Annotated in this window: 9 protein-coding genes; 4 read left to right on the top strand and 5 right to left on the bottom strand. The window is 43.3% G+C overall.

Going from position 1 to position 20535, the window contains the following annotated elements; translation table 11 throughout:
• Nucleotides 1–170: 170 nt before the first annotated feature.
• The 4 genes from NMG48_RS08470 (at nt 171) to NMG48_RS08455 (ending at nt 10080) form a co-directional block, all read left to right on the top strand.
• Nucleotides 171–5513: a trifunctional serine/threonine-protein kinase/ATP-binding protein/sensor histidine kinase gene (locus NMG48_RS08470; RefSeq protein WP_271254816.1), complete on the top strand. Its 5343-nt coding sequence runs from the start codon at nt 171–173 to the stop codon at nt 5511–5513.
• 310 nt (nt 5514–5823) lie between these two features.
• Nucleotides 5824–7083, top strand: coding sequence for a hybrid sensor histidine kinase/response regulator (locus NMG48_RS08465; protein WP_271254815.1), 1260 nt, complete (start codon nt 5824–5826; stop codon nt 7081–7083).
• Between the two features lie 130 nt (nt 7084–7213).
• Nucleotides 7214–8467 (top strand): ATP-binding response regulator, encoded by a 1254-nt coding sequence (locus NMG48_RS08460; protein WP_271254814.1) that lies wholly within the window; start codon nt 7214–7216, stop codon nt 8465–8467.
• Nucleotides 8468–8592: 125 nt separating this feature from the next.
• Nucleotides 8593–10080, top strand: coding sequence for a diguanylate cyclase domain-containing protein (locus NMG48_RS08455; protein ID WP_271254813.1), 1488 nt, complete (start codon nt 8593–8595; stop codon nt 10078–10080).
• A 210-nt stretch (nt 10081–10290) separates the two neighbouring features.
• Here the strand turns inward: NMG48_RS08455 and galT are convergent, their stop codons facing one another.
• The 5 genes from galT to NMG48_RS08430 all read right to left on the bottom strand — a co-directional run bounded on the left by galT (nt 10291) and on the right by NMG48_RS08430 (nt 20526).
• Nucleotides 10291–11292, bottom strand: a complete 1002-nt coding sequence (gene galT / locus NMG48_RS08450; RefSeq protein ID WP_271254812.1) for a galactose-1-phosphate uridylyltransferase — start codon at nt 11290–11292, stop codon at nt 10291–10293.
• A 13-nt stretch (nt 11293–11305) separates the two neighbouring features.
• Nucleotides 11306–12832: a sensor domain-containing diguanylate cyclase gene (locus NMG48_RS08445; RefSeq protein ID WP_271254811.1), complete on the bottom strand. Its 1527-nt coding sequence runs from the start codon at nt 12830–12832 to the stop codon at nt 11306–11308.
• 41 nt (nt 12833–12873) lie between these two features.
• Entirely contained in the window at nt 12874–13725 is an 852-nt protein-coding gene (locus NMG48_RS08440; protein WP_271254810.1) for a Tab2/Atab2 family RNA-binding protein, read from the bottom strand.
• Nucleotides 13726–14044: 319 nt separating this feature from the next.
• Nucleotides 14045–19000: an NACHT and WD repeat domain-containing protein gene (locus NMG48_RS08435; RefSeq protein WP_271254809.1), complete on the bottom strand. Its 4956-nt coding sequence runs from the start codon at nt 18998–19000 to the stop codon at nt 14045–14047.
• Nucleotides 19001–19233: 233 nt separating this feature from the next.
• The gene (locus tag NMG48_RS08430; RefSeq protein WP_271254808.1) at nt 19234–20526 is read right to left on the bottom strand and encodes a P-loop NTPase fold protein; all 1293 of its coding nucleotides are present in this window, start codon (nt 20524–20526) and stop codon (nt 19234–19236) included.
• Nucleotides 20527–20535 lie beyond the last annotated feature (9 nt).

Raw genomic sequence — 20535 nt, 5'->3', positions numbered from 1 at the left:
ATAATTAACAAACTAGAGCGAAAACCTGTGGCATTTGCGGCTTCTGCACTAAAGGTTTGGGGGGGAGATTTAATTGCATCCAGATACTTATGTTAGTTTGCCAACGCACATCCATCCATTAAAAACCTGCTATAAAATTTATCCTTAAAGCTTGAGAGGTAATCGAGGTCATGTTTGAGATTCCTGACTACAAAATTAATTCGTTAATTTATGAAAGCGAATTATCGCTAGTGTATAGAGGATATCGAACTAACGATTATCAACCGATCATTCTGAAAATCCTTAAATTAGAGTACCCAACCCCTGAGGCGATCGCGAGGTACAAATTAGAATATGAAATCTGTAGTCGGCTCAGTCAGATTGAGGGAGTAGTCAAAGCCTACAGCTTTATCAAATATCAACGGTTTCGCTGTATTGCCTTTGAAGATTTTGGTGGAGAATCAATTCGCATCTTAAAGAAATCGCGCAGCTTTAATCTGATTGAAATTTTAGCGATCGCTGCCCAAGTTGCCGATATTCTTAGCGAAATTCATGGGGCAAATGTCATTCATAAAGACATCAATCCCTCTAATATCGTGTTTAATCCAAGGACATCTCAAGTCAAAATTATTGACTTTGGCATCTCAAACATTTTGTCGCGAGAAAATCCCACCATCCGTAATCCGCATACGCTTGAAGGGACGCTTAGCTATATGTCCCCTGAGCAAACAGGTCGGATGAACCGTACCCTTGATAACCGTAGCGATCTCTATTCTTTGGGCGTAACCCTATATGAACTCCTCACCGATCAACTTCCTTTTACTGCTAACGATCCTGTCGAGTTAGTCCATTGCCATATTGCCAAAATCCCCATAGCACCATGCAGCATCAATCCTGAGATTCCCCAAGTCGTCTCGGATATTGTCATGAAACTATTGGCAAAAACAGCAGAAGATCGCTATCAAAGTGCTCAGGGTTTAAAAGCGGATTTAAACCTTTGTAAAAAACTATTGGAAACTAAAGGCGAAATTACCAATTTTGTACTAGGCACAGAGGATATTTCCGATAAGTTTCAAGTTTCCCAAAAACTCTATGGTCGAGAACTAGAAATTTGGCTATTACTAGCGGTATTTGAATGTCTGCGCTTTGGGAAAGCCGAAGTAATCATGGTCACGGGTTTCTCTGGCATTGGTAAATCCGCACTCGTTCACGAAATCTATAAGCCAATTACCAAACAAAGGGGGTACTTCATTTCAGGAAAGTTCGATCAGTTTCAACGTAATATTCCCTATAGTGCCGTTGTCAATGCCTTTCGCGACCTCGTCACACAATTGCTAACTGAAACTGAAAGCCAACTCCAAACATGGCGCGATCAATTACTGAATGCCTTGGGAAAAAATGCCCAAATTATTATTGATGTGATCCCTGAAGTAGAGAAGATCGTGGGCAAGCAATCCCCAGTATTGGAACTTCCGCCTACTGAAGCTCAGAATCGGTTCAATTTAGTTTTTCAGAACTTCGTACATGTTTTTACCAAACCCAACCATCCCCTCGTGATCTTTTTAGACGATCTCCAATGGGCTGATGCTGCCTCTTTAAAACTTTTAGAACTACTCGTCACTTCCACAGATAGTCAGTTTCTCTACATTATCGGAGCCTATCGTAATAATGAAGTCGATGCTATTCATCCCTTAAGGTTAACGCTCAATGAGATTGCAGCCACTGGAACTGCTATTAACGATATCGTCCTACTGCCCCTAGAGCAATCAGATGTGGATGAATTAGTTGCAGATACGCTCAAATGCGATCGCGAAACGATCAAACCACTATCTGAAATTGTCTTCCAAAAAACCGATGGTAATCCTTTTTTTATTAACGAATTTCTCAAATCCTTGTACGAAGGGGGATTAATCTATTTTGATTTAAAAAAACGAGTCTGGCAATGGAACTTAGACCAAATCCAGTCCGCAGATTTTACCGATAATGTGGTTGATTTGATGTTGGACAAAATCCAAAAGCTCACCCCCGACACTCAGAAAATGATTCAAATTGCTGCCTGTATTGGTAACCATTTTGATTCGCAAACCCTTGCGATCGCCACCGAAAGACCCCATCGGCTAGTGCTGCAAGATCTATTGCCAGTTTTAACTGAAGGATTAATCTTGCCGTTAACTAACAACTATAAATTTGCGATCGTTGACACCGAAAATGAGTTTTCTGAGGATTTTTTCATTGACTACAAATTTCTCCATGATCGGGTTCAACAGGCTGCCTATGTGATGATTCCTGAATCCGAGAAACAAGTTACCCATCTAAAAATTGGTCGGCAACTGTTCAAAAAAGTTTGCCATCACAAGGAAGAAAATGGCAAAAATTTAGCGATCGAAGAGGAAGCCTTTCGGATTGCCAATCACCTAAATATGGGTATGGGCTTAATTCGCGATCCTGAAGAACGCCTCGCCCTAGCAGAATTAAATCTGATCGCAGGCAAAAAAGCTAAAGATTCTAATGCCTATGCGGATGCCCAAAACTACCTAGCGATCGGTATTGGTCTATTACCAGACACAGCATGGGAAATTCACTATCCACTGACCCTAAAACTCTATGAGGCGGCAGCAGAATCAGCCTATTTGAATACTGACTTTGATGAGTGTCATCGCTTAGTCGATCGCATTATGCATCATGCCAATCATATTCTCGATACGATTAAGTCCTACAAGGTAAAGATTAATGCCTATACCGCCCAGAGAAAATTCCACGAAGTTCCCACAACCGTAAATTCGATCCTCATTCGTTTAGGTGAGCCGATTCCACCTTTTCCGAGTGAGTTGCAAGTTGGGATAGAACTGCTGCGAACAGAACTACGCACTCGCTTACGGGGAATTAAGGATTGGACAGCTTTACCAGCGATGACCGATCCCTACAAAATTGCGGCGGTCTATATTATGACTACCATCGCAACATCGGCGATTAATTTGAATCCTTTACTCGTGGGGATCGTAATTCTCCGTATTGTCAATTTGATCCTTCAATATGGAGTTTCACCAGATTCACTCATTATCGGTGCAGCCTATGGATTAATTCGCTGGGTTGCTTTTCAGGATATCGAAAGGAGCTATCGGATTGGTTTAGTTAGTTTACAATTAATCGAACAAAATCATGTTCGGGCTGGTTCTTCTTTATCTATATCAGCCTTTGAAGCTTGTCTGAGGCACTGGAAAGAACATCTCAGGGACTCTGTACCCAACTTACGCCAAGCCATCCAAATCGGTATTGAATTTGGAGAATATGAAGCGATTAGCTTTAGTGTATCGGCTTACTGTATGCATCGTTTTTTTGTCGGCGATCCTCTAGGGGTAGTTATTCAAGATTTTCAAAATTATGATGGTTTACTATTAAATAAAATCAAACAACCCCAGATCGTTGATCAGCACCGAGCTTGGCATCAGCTAGCCCTCAATTTTGTAGGATTAGGAGAAAATATGCCATTTCTGGTTGGTACAGCTATAGACGAGTTCGAGATGCTTCCCACTTTTTTGGCAGAAAAGAATGGAATTCCCAGTTACTATACCTGCACCGCTAAGGGCATGTCGCATTATTTCTTCTACGACTACAAAGAGGCAATCCCTGCTTTTGAACAAGCTATACCCTTCGCGAGATCAATTGTCAGTGCGTATGGATTTGCCCTCCATAATTTCTATCAATCCCTTGCTTGCTTAGGCTTGTGCAGAAGTTTGCCGAAATCTTCCCACCAAATTTATCTTAAGCAAGTTGCTAAAAACCAGAATAAAATGCGGCGCTGGGCAAAACATTGTCCGATGAACTTTCAACATAAATATGAGTTAGTAGAAGCAGAACGATACGCATTACTAGGTAAGCAAATCGAAGCAATGGCATACTACGATCGCGCTATTAAAGGGGCAAGAAAAAATGAGTATATTCAAGAAGAAGCTCTAGCCAATGAGAGGGCGGGTAAGTTCCATCTCCAATATGGTAGAGATAAAATTGCCCAAACTTATTTTATCGATGCTTCCTCTTGCTATCAAAGTTGGGGTGCGATCGCCAAGGTACAGCATTTACAAGTAAACTATTTACAATTTTTCAGTCACAGGTTTGCTGCGCATAAAGATGCACAGTTATTTGATAATCGCTACTCTAGTCTGAGTACAACGACAATGATGGCAAATAGATCGATGGAAATCGATTTAGCTTCAGTTGTGAAGACATTCCAAATTCTTTCCGATGAAATCGACTTAAAAAAGCTCCTCGCTAAACTCATGAAGATCTTGATTGAAAATGCTGGGGCGCAGGTTGGCTATCTCATCCTTGAAAGAGAAGAAGGACTAAAAATTGAAGCAATCGGCAATGCAGGTAGCGATGAAATCGAAGTACTAGGCTCTCGCTCTATGGAAAATGCTGTCCCCGTCTCAATCGTCAATTTTGTTGCCCGCACCTTAGAAAGTGTTGTGCTGGGTAATGCCACCCAAGAAGGCAAATTTACCAACGATGACTATATTCAACTGCATCAACCAAAATCATTACTATGTATGCCTTTAATCAATCAAGGTGAACTTGCGGGAATTCTCTATCTCGAAAATGATCTTGTTACCGAAGCATTTACCATTGATCGCCTCAAAGTCCTGACGCTGCTCTCTAGCCAAGCAGCGATCGCCATCAATAATGCCCGTTTGTATAGCAACCTTAAGCTCTTTAACGAAAATTTAGAACAACTAGTGAGCGATCGCACCCAAGAGCTATCCCAAGCTCTCACTAACCTCAAGGCAGCCCAAACAGAACTAGTCGAATCCGAAAAAATGGCGGCTTTAGGAGGACTAGTCGCAGGTATCGCCCACGAAATCAATACCCCCATTGGCATTGGTGTCACAGCAGCATCCCTAATTGCCGATAAAACTCAAAGTCTTACCAATGCGATTAAAAATGGCTCACTGAAGCGATCTGATCTCGAAAAATTTATGGATAGCCTCCAACAAAGCAGCATGATTGTTATGTCCAATTTAAATCGTGCTGCCGAACTGATTCAGAGCTTTAAGCAGGTCGCCGTTGATCAATCTAGTGAAGAAAGGCGATCGTTTAATCTCAAAGCCTACCTTGAAGAAGTTTTACTCAATCTTCAGCCAAAACTCAAACGGACAAAAATCAATGTGCAAATTGATTGTGCCGACAATATCATCCTTGACAGTTTTCCGGGTTTGATTTCCCAAATTACTACTAACTTAGTGATGAATTCCTTAATCCACGCCTACGATCCTAATGACAATGGGACAATTCTCTTTGTTATTTCTGAACAAAATCAGCGTCTCATCTTTGAATTTAGTGATGATGGTAAAGGTATTTCTTCGGATAACATTGGCAAAATTTTCGATCCGTTTTATACAACTAAACGTGGGCAAGGAGGCAGTGGTTTGGGTCTACACATTGTTTATAACCTTGTAACCCAAAAGCTCCAAGGTAGTATTACCTGTGAAAGTCAAGTTGGCGTGGGTACTAAATTTATCATTCAAATTCCTCTATGATTATTATGTAGTACTTACAGTAATTTGCGAGGAAGAGAAGTATAGGATTTTTGTTTAGGACTTATGCTAACAAACCAAGAACTACAGTTCTTGACTCAAAGCTAAAAAGTTTGCTAAAGCAGACTAAAGAATACTTTAAAGCAACTCTTTACAATGTATTTAAGCTTTAAGCCTGTAATTTGTTACAGGGCTATTGGGTGAGTCCTATGGTTAGAAGTATTACTTTACTCCCCCTTCAACAAAAATACTAGGTCTAATCCCAGTAAATATTTATGTTTCTTTATGTTTTCAATGATTTGGCGAGAAGTTCATGATTAATGACTTGATAGAATTTGCAGATGAAGAAGAAATTGATCAAACATCGTCACAGGATCTAGGGTCTTGGAAAGTACTGATCGTTGATGATGAAGTAGAAATTCATAACATCACGCGCCTCGCCTTAGAAGATTTCAGCTTTGATAACAAGAAGCTCCAGTTCCTCAGTGCCTATTCTGGTAAAGAAGCACGTCAGATCATGGATGAAAATCCTGACATTGCTGTCACTTTACTGGATGTGATTATGGAATCTGATGATGCAGGATTGATCACCGCTAAATATATCCGTGAAACCCTTCAAAATCGGGCAATTCGGATTATTCTCCGCACAGGTCAACCGGGGCAAGTACCTGAACGCCAAGCAATGGTCGATTATGATATCGATGATTACAAAACCAAAACAGAATTTACTTCCCAAAAGCTATTTACAACGATCATTACGGCTTTGCGATCGTACAAGGCTTATACCACCTTAGAAGCTCTCAACATCAATTTAGAACGTACTAATGCCGAACTCTTACGCACTACTAAACTCAAAGATGAGTTTCTTGCCAATATGAGCCATGAGTTACGGACACCACTCAACGCCATTCTAGGGATGACCGAGTGCTTACATGAAGAATTATTCGGCACAATTAATTCGAGCCAAGAGGATGCTCTCGAGACTATTAGAAACAGTGGTGAGCATTTACTGGAACTGATTGCTGACATGCTTGATGTCTCCAAAATTATGGCAGGTATGCTCAAGCTAGATATCACAACTGTAGCGATCGCTAATTTATGTAGCTCCTGTCTAGAATTTATTCAACTCAAAGCCCTCAAAAAGCAAATTCAACTTTCTATGAGTCTATCTCCAGATTTAGAAGTTATTGAAGTTGATGAGCGGCGATGGAGACAGATATTAATCAACTTGCTCGATAATGCCATCAAATTTACCCCCTCTGGCGGTAAGGTAAGGCTGGATGTCAGCTTAAAAACTGAGCAGAATTCGCGCAGTTGGATTTATTTCTCAGTTACCGATACAGGTATTGGTATTGCCCCTAGCGATCACGACAAAATATTTCAGCCATTTATCCAGATTGATGGTGGTCTCTCCCGCAAATATGAAGGCTCAGGATTAGGATTAGCGTTAGTCCATCAACTCGTAGAACTCCACGGGGGCTATGTCGATTGCACCAGCCAGCTTGGTGAGGGAAGTTGTTTTACAGTCCGTTTACCTCTGAAGGGGCAGAAAAAATCCCTCTATATCATTTAATTTTAGAAAGTGTTAACTGATGTTGCATAGAACTTAGGCAATCTATCCCCTAGCATTTAGACTAGTTTAGAGTAATTCTCTAGGTAAGCTGTATAATTCTACATAGTTTTATAGATACTTCATTTTCTCAATGGCCGATAATGAGCTACCAATCGTGGATGAATTAGAATTTGCTGATGAAATGGATCAAGTTTCGTCACCAAGTCTAGGGACTTGGAAGGTTCTAATTGTTGATGACGAAGTAGAAGTTCATACGATCACCAGACTGGCTTTAGAAGATTTCAGCTTCCATAACAAGAGTCTCAAGTTCCTCAGTGCTTACTCTGGGATAGAAGCTCGCCAGATTATGTTAGAGCATCCTGACATTGCGATTGCTCTGCTCGATGTGATTATGGAATCCGATGATGCAGGTTTAATTACCGTCAAGTATATCCGTGAAACCCTTCAAAATCGAGCAATCAGAATTATTTTGCGAACAGGTCAACCGGGACGAGTACCCGAACAAAAAGTAGTCGTCGAGTATGACATCGATGATTACAAGACAAAAACAGAACTGACCTCCCAAAAGCTATTTACAACAATTGTCACATCTTTGCGAGCACATACCCTACTAGTATCATTGAATGCCAATTTAGAACATGCTAATGCAGCACTCATTCAATCTACTAAACTAAAAGATGAATTTCTCTCCACAATGAATCATGAGTTGCGCACCCCCCTCAACGCGATCTTAGGAATGACAGAATGTTTACTTGGAGAGTTTTTTGGCACAATCAATTCTAACCAAGAGGAAGCGCTCGAAATCATTAAAAGTAGCAGTAAGGATTTACTGAAATTGATTAACGACATGATGGATGCCTCCAAAATCATGGCAGGCATGCTCAATCTAGATATCACAACCGTAGCGATCGCTGATTTGTGCAGCTCTAGCCTCAAGTTCGTTAAACACAAGGCTCTGGAAAAACAAATTCAACTTAAGATGAGCCTAGTGGCTCATTTAACAACGATCGCTGTGGATGAGCAACGATTAAGACAGGTATTAGTCCATTTGTTAGATAACGCCATTAAATTTACACCAGCGGGAGGCAAGGTCAGTCTAGATGTGAAAATAGAAAATGAGCAGGATTCTGATCCTTGGATTCAGTTTTTAGTTACTGATACAGGTATTGGGATTGCTCCTCACCATCAAGCCCAGATATTTCAGCCATTTACTCAGATTGATGGAGGGCTCACACGCAAATATGAAGGTACAGGGTTAGGGCTAGCACTAGTGCAGCAACTTATAGAACTCCACGGCGGCTATGTCAGTTTCAGCAGCGAGATTGGTCAAGGTAGTTGCTTTGCAGTCCATTTACCACTTCATAAGGGATATACAGGAAAATAAGGAAGCAAATTTTTGTGACGTGGCTTCGCCACGTCACAAAAATTTGCTTCCTTATTAAATCGCAGTCTTAGTGTCAACTATTTCTCTGGGGAAGCTGTATAATTCTATAGAGTTATAGATACTTCATGTTCTCAATGGTTGATGATGAGTTAATAATTGCAGATGAATTGGAATTTGCTGATGAAGTTGATCAAACATTGTCTGAAAGTCTAGAGTCTTGGAAAGTTCTAATCGTTGATGACGAAGTAGAAATTCATAACATCACTAGACTTGCATTAGAAGATTTTAGTTTTGACAACAAGAGTCTTAAGTTTCTTAGTGCTTATTCTGGAACGGATGCACGCCAGATCATGAAAAAACATCCTGACATTGCAGTTACATTGCTCGATGTCATTATGGAATCTGACGATGCGGGATTAATTACTGCTAAGTATATCCGCGAAACCCTTCAGAATCGAGCAATTCGGATTATTTTACGGACGGGGCAACCGGGACAAGCACCCGAAAGACAGGTGATTGTCGATTATGATATTGATGATTACAAAACTAAAACAGAATTTACCTCCCAAAAGCTGTTTACAGCGATTATTACGGCTTTACGATCATATAAAGCCTACACTGAATTAGAATCACTGAATTCCGATTTAGAAAGGCGTGTAGAAGATCGAACTATCAAATTACAGGATGAGATCAATAAACGGAGGGAAATAGAAAATATCCTTAGCGGGATTTTAAATAGTTCTCTTGATGGCATTGTGGCTCTAAAGTCAATACGTGAACCTACGACTGCTCACATTGAAAGTTTCCGTTGCTTAATGATTAATCCCATTATTGTCAGAGCCTTTAATGCCAATCAAGAAGAACTAATTGGGAAATTAGTATCGAGAAAGTTCCTTAATAATATTGAGCCAGATTTGTTCGATCGCTTTGTTCAAGTTGTGGAAACAGGACAACCTTTAGAACAAGATTTTTATTATCCTTGGGGGGATTCTTACTGGTATCAATTTGCATCCGTCAAGTTAGATGACGGGCTAGCAGTTACCGTGCGCGATATTACTGCACGGAAGAAAATAGAACTTGCGCTGCAAGAATCGAATCAAAAACTCGAATCCTTAGTAAATATTGATGGATTAACTAAGGTCGCAAACCGTCGATGCTTTGATATTCGACTCCAAGAAGAATGGAATCGACTAGCCCGAAAACAACAATTGCTTTCGTTAATTATCTTTGATCTTGATTTCTTTAAGTTCTATAACGACTACTATGGGCATCTCGCGGGGGATGATTGCCTAGAGAGGGTCGCCCAGTCTATCTCCAAAGCAATTGATCGGGCTGGTGATCTGGTGGCTCGCTATGGTGGTGAGGAATTTGTGGTACTGCTTCCTAGTACGGATTTAGATGGAGCTATCTCCGTAGCCCAAAGAATGCAGCAGATTGTTCAGGATTTAGCAATTCCCCATCAGCAGTCTAGTGTGAGTTCAATTGTCACAATTAGCCTCGGAATTGCCTCAATGATGCCTACGATAGAAGGTCAAGCAAATAGATTAATTGAGCAAGCAGATCAGGCCTTGTACAAAGCAAAACAACAGGGACGCGATCGCTACTGTACCTAGCCCAGATAGCAATCCTAAATCATTTGTAGGTTGTGGAAGCGCACCCCTTCGGGGTGCGCTTCCACAACCCATTTTTGCTATTAAGAGCGTGTTTGAGAAGTAATAAATTTCTGCTTTTACCCCCCTCAATCCCCCCTTCCAAGGGGGGAAGTCTAAGTTCTCCCCCTTCCAAGGGGGAGTTAGAGGGGGTAAAAACTTCTCAAACACGCTCTAAGGAATTTGTACTTCTCGTAGGAACTTGGCGCTATCCTCAGGCATGGCTGTATTAATATACATGCCACTGCCTAGTTCAAAGCCCGCCGCCTTAGAAACCCGTGGCACGATCGCTAAATACCAATGGAAGTAATCAGACTGTTTCTCGTCCGTTGGCATTGAGCGAATTGTGTAATTGTAGGCAGGATTATTGAGCCCATAATAAAGTTTAGCGAGAACTGTTTTGAGATTATAGGCAAGATCGGCAAGCTCAACATCGTTCGTTTCGCTAAAGCAAGAACTATGGCGGCGAGGAAATATCCACATATGGAAAGGAGATAGAGCTGCATAGGGCATGAAAGTGACAAAATGTTCTGTTTCAAAAACAATCCGCTCCTTAGCAGCTAGCTCATCTCTAAGAGTATGGCAAAATAAACATTCACCGATATCATCAAAATAGTTAGTTGCTTCGATTAGGCGATAACGAATTTGTGAAGGAACTACAGGGGTAGCGGTGATTTGCGAATGGGGATGTTCGAGGGAAGTACCAGCACTTTCGCCATGATTTTTAAAGATAATGATGCTTTCAATGCGATTGTCTTGTCGAATCTCTTTATAGCGCTGGCGATAGGCTTTGAAAATATTAATCACATCATCAAGCTGCATGAGCGCGATCGTCGCATTATGATCGGGATGCTCGATCAAAACTTCGTGGTAGCCTACACCTGTAATAGCACGATGAATTCCCTCGCTATGGCGGATGCGATCGCCTATTGGCGACAAGGCAGGATATTTATTCGGAATAATCCTGATTCGCCAGCCATGCTCGTCTTCTATACGCAAATATTCAGGTTCCGCCGTATTTTCATTCCCCCGACAAAAGGGACAATTATGCTTGTAGGTGGGTAAGTCGGGGGGGATTTCATCTAGCGATCGCGCAAACTCATGGGGGCGCTTAGCTCTCTCCGTAGCAAAAATCACCCAGTCTTTAGTAATCACGTTTTGGCGCAGATGTGACATGGTAGTTTGCGGCTTATTCTAAAAAGACTATAGATCGATTACGCCCCTGCTGTTTTGCCTGATATAGAGCAATATCAGCTTGTTTAATCAGGATTGCTGGTTCCTGCATAGAGTTCGGTAGCACACTCGCTACCCCAAGACTAATCGTAACTATATCGCTGATATCCGATTTTTGGTGAGGAATGTCTAAATTTGTAACCTCAAGGCGAATCTTTTCGGCAACCATGAATGCTCCTTTCGCATTAGTATTAGGTAATATCACCACAAACTCTTCCCCACCATAGCGAGCAATTACATCGGCGGGACGTGCTAAAGCATGTTTGACGGTTTGAGCGATCGCCGTTAAGCAATCATCACCCATTTGATGTCCATAGCAATCGTTATAGTGTTTGAAATAGTCAATATCAAACAAGATCAAGGATAAAGGTTGTGAATCTCGGCAAAGTCGATCCCACTCTATTTGCATCCGTTCATCAAAACATCGACGATTACCAACTTGGGTCAATCCATCAACATTGACCAACTTTTCTAATTCTAAATTTGCTTGTTTGAGCAGATATTCACTATGTTGCAGTTCCATTGTTCTCTCCATTACTTGCGATTCGAGATTTTCCATTGCTTGTTTGAGAGATAATTGGGCTGCATTTTTTTCGTCAATTACTGCCGAAAGAATTAGTGATGTTAGAGAAAATACCGCCATAAAGGACTGCAATAGTAATAGAGAAGCATTGGGTTCATTGGGGATATAGAGTCCGTGATTTTTGGCAGTGGCTAAAATTGCGATTAAGGAAACAATACTCACTAATAAGCTGGCAAAAAAACTACCATGCCGAAAGACGACCCAAATGAGAATCGGTAGAAAGAAATAAGCCAAAGGATAGCCACTCACAAAGGCAATCCAACTAACACATAAGAACAAACTCAGTCCTAAGCCTATTTCCCCAACTTTATGCTGAATGTCTTTATAAGATATGTTTTGCCATAGGAGGATGGTCGGAGTAAAGATTAAGTGGGGGAGAGCGCTAGCTAGCCACCATGTCATCCAACTCAGTCCATAACTCGTCCACGGAATCAGTCCAGTTATGCAGAGACTAGTAACCCCAAATAATGCCGATATTGTCGGGGCAAAGACTACTGCCATAATGTACAAAACTACTGTACTAACATGACTAAAAATGTCTTTGTGTCGAGCAAACTTTTTAATCAGATAGTTGGCAACCACTGGCTGGAGAACATTGCCACAAGCACAGGCTATCAAAATCAAGATCAAACTAAAACCTGATATTGGCGGCTGCATTTTCAGTAAAGCAGGAACAAGTGCCAAGGTTGATCCGCAAATAATTCCTAAAATGACGCGATCGCCTAGTAAATAGACTAGAGCTAATGTCATTCCTGACGGAAACCAAACAGAAGCTACCGTAGCTGGTAAGGTCGCAAATTCATGGCTTAGTCTTACGCCGATCGCATAGGCAATCGCTATTAGCAGGTTGAGAATCGTAAAACTCAAAGCCCCTTTCCGTAATAGCCAATTGCCCTGCATAGAAATCCCCCTAAATTATTAGGAAGCTTTTATTTTATCGTCTAAATAACTTCTTTCAGCATCCAAAATCCCGCAAAATGTTCTTCTTCAGGTTTGGTTTGTACGGCTAGGAAATGAAACCCTTGGGCATTTTGTTTAGACTTTTCAAAGGCTGCACCTTGAGCGATCGCCTGTTTATCTTTTGGTGCTTGTAAATTTGCTAATACCCATCGCGCATCGGCACTGGCTTCCAATTGCATTTGGGTGCGATCGCCTAGCAAGCGTTCAAATTTGATAAATACAGGATCAACGCCTGACATCCACGCCGCCAGAGCTGTTGCCCTTGCTGAAATAATGATGATCCCCGATACAATCGTTTCAGGATCGAGGTGACTGATATCGAGTAGTTCACTAAAATCCATCGACCATTCATTCGCTTCGGCAAAGTCTCCCGCTTTTAGCGATACGGAGATCCAACGCTCTCCCATTAAGGCATCAGGAACGGGTTTGGGATCTTGGGCGGCTAGTACTTTTAAGGGCAATGGATTGGGATCAACTGCCTGAAAACCTTCACGATTAGGGTAAATATTTGCCATTCTCTCGGCGAGCCATGCAGACATCGTAAATACCCGCCGCGATGCTTGTCCTGTGATACCTGCTAGCGTACAACCCCGAATAATAATATTGGTCATGCTCGGACGAAAGAAACGGATTTTGATGGGGGTTTCTCCCGTTGTTTCTACACATTCCGCAAGTTGCTTGGCTAGCCATTCGGAGTTGACTTCGTTGGATGGGCATTCACGTACCCATTCAAACTGGCGATCGCGATCGCAAATCAGTAATTCCCAGACCTTTTTATTATTAGTATCCAACACAGGACGGGAATAAAAATCTAACTCCCAAATTTTCGACATAAATTAATTTCTAACTTGCTTTGATAACATGGCTTTTTTCATGTTATCGCGATCGCATCCTCTAAAGTTTTTTAGATTTTGTATTTTTAGATAGGCGTTTTTCAAGCAAGCGAGGTGTGGAGGGTTGTGTCCAACCTGTATTTCATAGGCTATAGGCGATCGCTAGATGTCTAGATCGGCAAAAATTTACCAGCTATGCGTAAAAGGCAGGGAGGGCAAATGTATGACGAGCCAAGAGATATTAATTTGCGAAATTGAGTTTTTAGAGAACGCAGCATTTGCAGTTTATCTGTTGGTGTGCAAGATTGTGGCGCAAATGCTACGCCTCTACAGGACTTGTCAAAAGTTGTCTGTTGCTTTCAGAAACATTGGAGTTATTGGTGAGGTAAGGGCGTAGCCAATCGCAGGCTTCAGAAATTGCGCGATCATAGTCGATATCCCATAATTTGACGGATTTGTCATAACTGCCAGAGGCGATGGTTTTGCCATCGGGAGAAAAGGCGACGCTCAAAACCCCATTGCTATGCCCCGTGAGGGTACGCAGTTCTTTTCCTTCCAGATTCCATAATTTGATGGAGTTGTCAGAACTGCCAGAGGCGATGGTTTTGCCATCGGGAGAAAAGGCGACGCTCCAAACCTCATTGCTATGCCCCATGAGGGTACGCAGTTCTTTTCCTTTGAGATTCCATAATTTGATGGAGTTGTCAGAACTGCCAGAGACGATGGTTTTGCCATCGGGAGAAAAGGCGATGCTCCAAACTACATTGCTATGCCCCGTGAGGGTACGCAGTTCTTTTCCTTCCAGATTCCATAATTTGATGGAGTTGTCAGAACTGCCAGAGGCGATGGTTTTGCCATCGGGAGAAAAGGCGACGCTCAAAACCCCATTGCTATGCCCCGTGAGGGTACGCAGTTCTTTTCCTTCCAGATTCCATAATTTGATGGAGTTGTCAGAACTGCCAGAGGCGATGGTTTTGCCATCGGGAGAAAAGGCGATGCTCCAAATCCCATTGTTATGCCCCATGAGGGTACGCAGTTCTTTTCCTTCCAGATTCCATAATTTGATGGATTTGTCAGAACTGCCAGAGGCGATAGTTTTGCCATCGGGAGAAAAGGCGACGCTCAAAACCCCATTGCTATGCCCCATGAGGGTACGCAGTTCTTTTCCTTCGAGGTTCCATAATTTGATGGATTTGTCAGAACTGCCAGAGACGATGGTTTTGCCAATTTCCTGCGGAAACGCTGCGCGAACGGGAGAAAAGGCGATGCTCCTAACCACATTGCTATGCCCCATGAGGGTACGCAGTTCTTTTCCTTCCAGATTCCATAATTTGATGGATTTGTCAGAACTGCCAGAGACGATGGTTTTGCCATCGGGAGAAAAGGCAATGCTCCAAACCCCATTGCTATGCCCCATGAAGGTACGCAGTTCTTTTCCTTCCAGATTCCATAATTTGATGGAGTTGTCAGAACTGCCAGAGGCGATGGTTTTGCCATCGGGAGAAAAGGCGACGCTCAAAACCCCATTGCTATGCCCCGTGAGGGTACGCAGTTCTTTTCCTTCCAGATTCCATAATTTGATGGAGTTGTCAGAACTGCCAGAGGCGATGGTTTTGCCATCGGGAGAAAAGGCGACGCTCCTAATCACATTGCTATGCCCCGTGAGGGTACGCAGTTCTTTTCCTTCCAGATTCCATAATTTGATGGATTTGTCATAACTGCCAGAGGCGATGGTTTTGCCATCGGGAGAAAAGGCGACGCTCCTAACCACATTGCTATGCCCCGTGAGGGTACGCAGTTCTTTTCCTTCCAGATTCCATAATTTGATGGAGTTGTCAGAACTGCCAGAGACGATGGTTTTGCCATCGGGAGAAAAGGCGACGCTCAAAACCCCATTGCTATGCCCCATGAGGGTACGCAGTTCTTTTCCTTCCAGATTCCATAATTTGATGGATTTGTCATAACTACCAGAGGCGATGGTTTTGCCATCGGGAGAAAAGGCGACGCTCCTAACCCAATTGCTATGCCCCGTGAGGGTACTCAGTTCTTTTCCTTCGAGGTTCCATAATTTGATGGATTTGTCATAACTGCCAGAGGCGATGGTTTTGCCATCGGGAGAAAAGGCAACGCTCCTAACCCCACTGCGATGTCCTTCAAGGCGATTGGCTTCGTGAATGTTATGGATAACTTCCCACAGTCGCCCAAAGGTTCTACCCTCGGTATAGTTAGGAACAATCTTGCGGATATCAGGATCGAAGATGCGCCTTGCGGCTCTTAATCCTGCCACCATCGCATCTAACTCCTTATGCGCTAGCCAATAAGCCTCACAGGTGATACTCACCGCTTCGATCTCAGCAATTTCAGCGCGTTGGAGTTCTTTTTCTTTCTCTGCTAGAGCTAAATCTTTTGCCTCTAGCGCCGATCGCAATTGTTCTTTAGTCATCCGCAACTCTTCCGCCATACCGAAGACATACTTCTTGCGAATAAAGCTAACCAAATAATCATGAATCAACTGAAAACGATCATCAGGCGCACTACTCACCCGAAAAGCAAGCCCAGAGCCAACTAGAACCGCTAGCACTAGCGAGAGATTTTCTGCTCCTCCCTTCTCCGATGCAATGTTATCTAGCCCCCTAAATCCCCCAATACTGGGGGACTTTGAAACACGGTCATTTTCTTGTCCCCCCCAGAATTGGGGGGCTAGGGGGGCTGAAGATGGCAACAACTCCGCCGCAAGCTCCGCTTGCGTCTTTTGCGGACGCTTCTCCTCATTCCCCGTCAACGCATACAACACCCTCTCCGCCAACTCCTTATTCCCCACCCCACAATCCCTCACCACATTCTCCAACCACCGCTCCACCAATACCTCACTCGACTTACGCTGCGTATCCCCTGTCAATGCAAGATACTCACGCAGATTCGAGATTGGTGGAACCTCCGACTCCAACTGCGCCCCCACCACCTGCAACTCAATCGGCAAAATCCGCAACTGCTCACCACTCAAATCCGTCACGAGACGCTCGATCAACTCAGGCTCTAAACGTAACTGCGATCGCCTAGTCAACGCCTCGATTACCTGCCGCGCCTGCTCCTGCGTAAAATCCCCCAAATAGTAGCGCACCTGCTTACCGAGAATATCATTCTCCACCTTTTCCAAATCCACAGCGCGATCGCATTCCAACAAATAATGCAAATAGTCCTCCCGCAATGACAACACTACCCGCACAAAATCTGTATGCAAACAAGCCTTCAGGAACTTATAAAACGGTAGGCGATCGCGAAAATCTTCCTTCTTAAAAAAGAAATCCTCAAACTGATCGAATATTAATACCGTCAAATAATTCTCTTCAATATTCCGTTTGAAATGATGGATCGGATCGAGATCGGGAGAGCGATTGGGGAAATAATTCTGTAACTGCCGCCGAATTTCGCCACTCCAATCTTTATAGGTTTTCACCGCCAAAACTAAAACCCTACGCCCATCAAAGCTCTCTCTGAGCCGTAACGCAGGAATCACCCCACCACTCAAAATCGAACTTTTCCCTGCCCCCGAATCACCATGCACCACCGTTAACGGAAATCTTGCCTGACCAATGCGATCGACCAAGTTCAGCACATCTTGCATTCTTCCTGAAGCCGCAATCTCTTGAGCAATTTCATCGGGCGGCGGCGCAACATTCGTATAGGGATCAGGATTATTGCCTTCTCGTTTCGGATTGAGCGTACCCGCCCCAATAAAAGCGCGTAAGCCATACTGCTGCTCCACCGATCGCTGATGTTGCTTAGTTTCAAAGGCTTCTAGATATAAACCTGCGGCGGTATAGAGTGATCGCAACTCCTCCAAAACTGCCACATAAATCTGAGCATCGTATTGATGATTCCAGCTAGCCTTGACATTTTCGAGCCGCCTAATCGCACCTTGGCGATCGCCCAATCCCTCCAAAGCCCTCGCTAACCAAATCTCATACTTCCCATAGCCATAACGCTTGGAAAAACTTAAATTCGATAGTTTCAGTTCTTCTCCTTCGTGATAGAGAGCCAAAGCCAATTCTGCAAACTCTTTCGCCGATTGATAGTCCTTTTCTCTAAGTTTGACCGACGCAATGATGGCGCGATCGTGCGCCTCTCGCAATTGATTGGGATAGGTTTGATGTAGGGATAAGGCTTCATGGGCGAGAGCTTCTAAGCCCTCACCCCCCAGCCCCCTCTCCCGCAGGAGAGGGGGAGTTAGATCTACTTCTTGCTCCCCTCTCCCTCTGGGAGAGGGGTTGGGGGTGAGGGCTTCCCGACTCAATAACTCCTCTGTTGTCGCAGTCAAAAAGTTAATATATGCTGCCACCAAATCCCAACGTTCCAATTCACGGAAAAGATTGATACTTTCAGCAAAATATTTTTGAGAAGCTTCGTAAAAAGGTAGCTTGTGATAGCGATCGCCAAAGGCGCGATTGAACTCGCACATTCCCAATTGCAGCAAACAAATCGCCTGTTTGAGGCGATCGCATTCTGCAAAAGTTGCTAAGCTTTTTTGAAAAAATTCTTGCGCCTGTGTAATCTCCTTGTCTGTAAAGGCAATACACCCAAAGGCAAAATCTAGATTAGCTCTTAATTCTGGCGCGATCGCAATTTGTTGCTCCTCTAATTCGGCGATCGCGGACATCAGTTCAAAATGCTGTGCACTAGGGGAGATTTCAGCGTGAAGAGAAGTTTCTTGCTTGTCAATCTCAAGAAAGCGATCGAACATTGCCTCCGTCGATGCTTGGACTAAATTCTTTAGTTCCTCCGTCTCAAGCTGAAACTCGATCGCCCCTGCCGTAGTCCAGTTCGCTAGATCACTCGCCTCACGGGTCAAAATATCCTGAGTGCGATCGTTTAGCCACAATACCATCGGAAACTCTAAACAATTGGCAAATTCTTCTCTTACCCGATTTGCCGACTTCAAAACCGCTTCGATTTCCGTAACCGCATCCAATCCCAAAACCATTAACACCTTGGGCTTCTGCTCACTTGGCAATTGATGTACCTCCCCCATCAATTCCTGAATCGGTGCTAGCAAAGTCTTCGCATCAGGTTTGAGTTCAAGTGTCGCGATCGCAGTTTCAGGTAAGCCATTCTCAGTAAGTTGCGATCGCAAGTCTTGTAGTACGCGCTTTTGTAATACGTGATAGTTAGATAAGGCGATCGACAATGAAAAACCTTGCGATCGCGTCACAATTCTCGTCAATCGACGTAAAGCATCGCGATTATTATCGGCAATTATATCGGTGCGATCATTCATAAAAACGTCCTCTATCTGCCTGCTCTCATTAATAACCCCTCCCTAACCCTCCCCTTGACAAGGGGAGGGGACAAGATTTCTAGTCTTCCCCCTTGATAAGGGAGGGAACAAGATTTCTAGTCTTCCCCTTAATAAGGGAGGGAACAAGATTTCTAGTTTTCCCCCTTTGCAAGGGGGAATTAAAGGGGGTTTTTGAGACTTGTGTACACATACTAGCTATCGGTGGGAGAGTCTTAATCATCTAAAATCGGATTTCGGTCAAACCAACTATTACCTTGATACTCATACTCAAACACAAACTGACTCTTGATCAGGGTTTGATATTCCGCCTCACCACGTACCCGTTTATCCTGTTGTACCTTCTTAATCAAATCCCATTCATCATCAGTGATTGTCTTTACCATCTTATTCCGTTCCTTAGCGATGATGCTCTCAACTAATTTTGCGGTAATCGGCGGATCGTCCTGCTCTAGGCAACCATACAGCAATCGAAATAAATTGCGAACATGACCACCACTAGCTTGACATAGGCGATCGAGAGTTTTGGGACTATCGAATACTTTGTTTACAAATTCATCATTAATGCGCTGTAATGGATTTGCCTTCGGGAAAGCCCTTGCCATCACAATCTGACGTAGCAAAGCAAGTCCCTCTTCACACTCACTACCATCTGCCAATCGTGCAGGAACCATCGGCAAAGTCTTAATATCGGTTCCAAATCGACTGGTCACGATCGCCGCATCGTTAGAAAAAGTTAGCAACAAAGGCACTGTGTAAACCACATGACAATCTAACCCTCGCAACTGATCGCCCCGTTCGACAAACAAATATCCAGCCTTGGACTGCTCTTTAAGATCAATGCGATTTTCAATGCGATCGAGGTTATCCACAATCACAACTAAGCCTTTTTTACCAGCAGCTTGCAATCTCTCCTTGGCAGGAGCCAGTAACTCCTTATTAATGGAAGTAATAATGCTATTGGTGCGGGATTCCAACCGTTCGCGCATTTGCCGACGCAATGACGGGCTATTCTTCGCTTGGGCTGTAATCTCGGCAATCCCCACTGATAGCTTGAAATTTGCGCTCAAATCAAGTTTGGTTTGCAAAATATCCTTCAGTTCGCCAAATAGTTTTTTGAAATATTCGGGGATGATATTAATGCCCTCCTGTTCCAATCCTTTACTGAGTTGACCCGCGATCGCTAACAAAATATCGCTGGCATCAACATCACTCAGTTCCAACTGGCGATCGCATTCAAAATAAGCCACATGAAACTTTTTCTCGGTCAACTCATGCTTCAGCCGCAAAAGCTCCGTCGATTTGCCACAGCCGATATGCCCTGTAAATAGCTGACAGGTTGACTCATCGGGCGAAATTCTCACAATCTTGCGCGATAAACTTTCAATCAGCTTTTCTCCCCGCACCGTTGAGAGGTCAACATAATAACTGCGATCCTCTTCATTGCTGGAGTCGAGAGGATGCGTGGGATTGCAAGCCTTATAAAATCGAGAAAGTTCAAGATCCATATTGAGAGA

The organism is Pseudanabaena sp. Chao 1811 (assembly GCF_027942295.1).
Classification (GTDB): domain Bacteria; phylum Cyanobacteriota; class Cyanobacteriia; order Pseudanabaenales; family Pseudanabaenaceae; genus Pseudanabaena.
The sequence above is the reverse complement of the archived record's forward strand: the minus strand, read 5'-3'. Positions and strand labels throughout refer to the sequence as shown.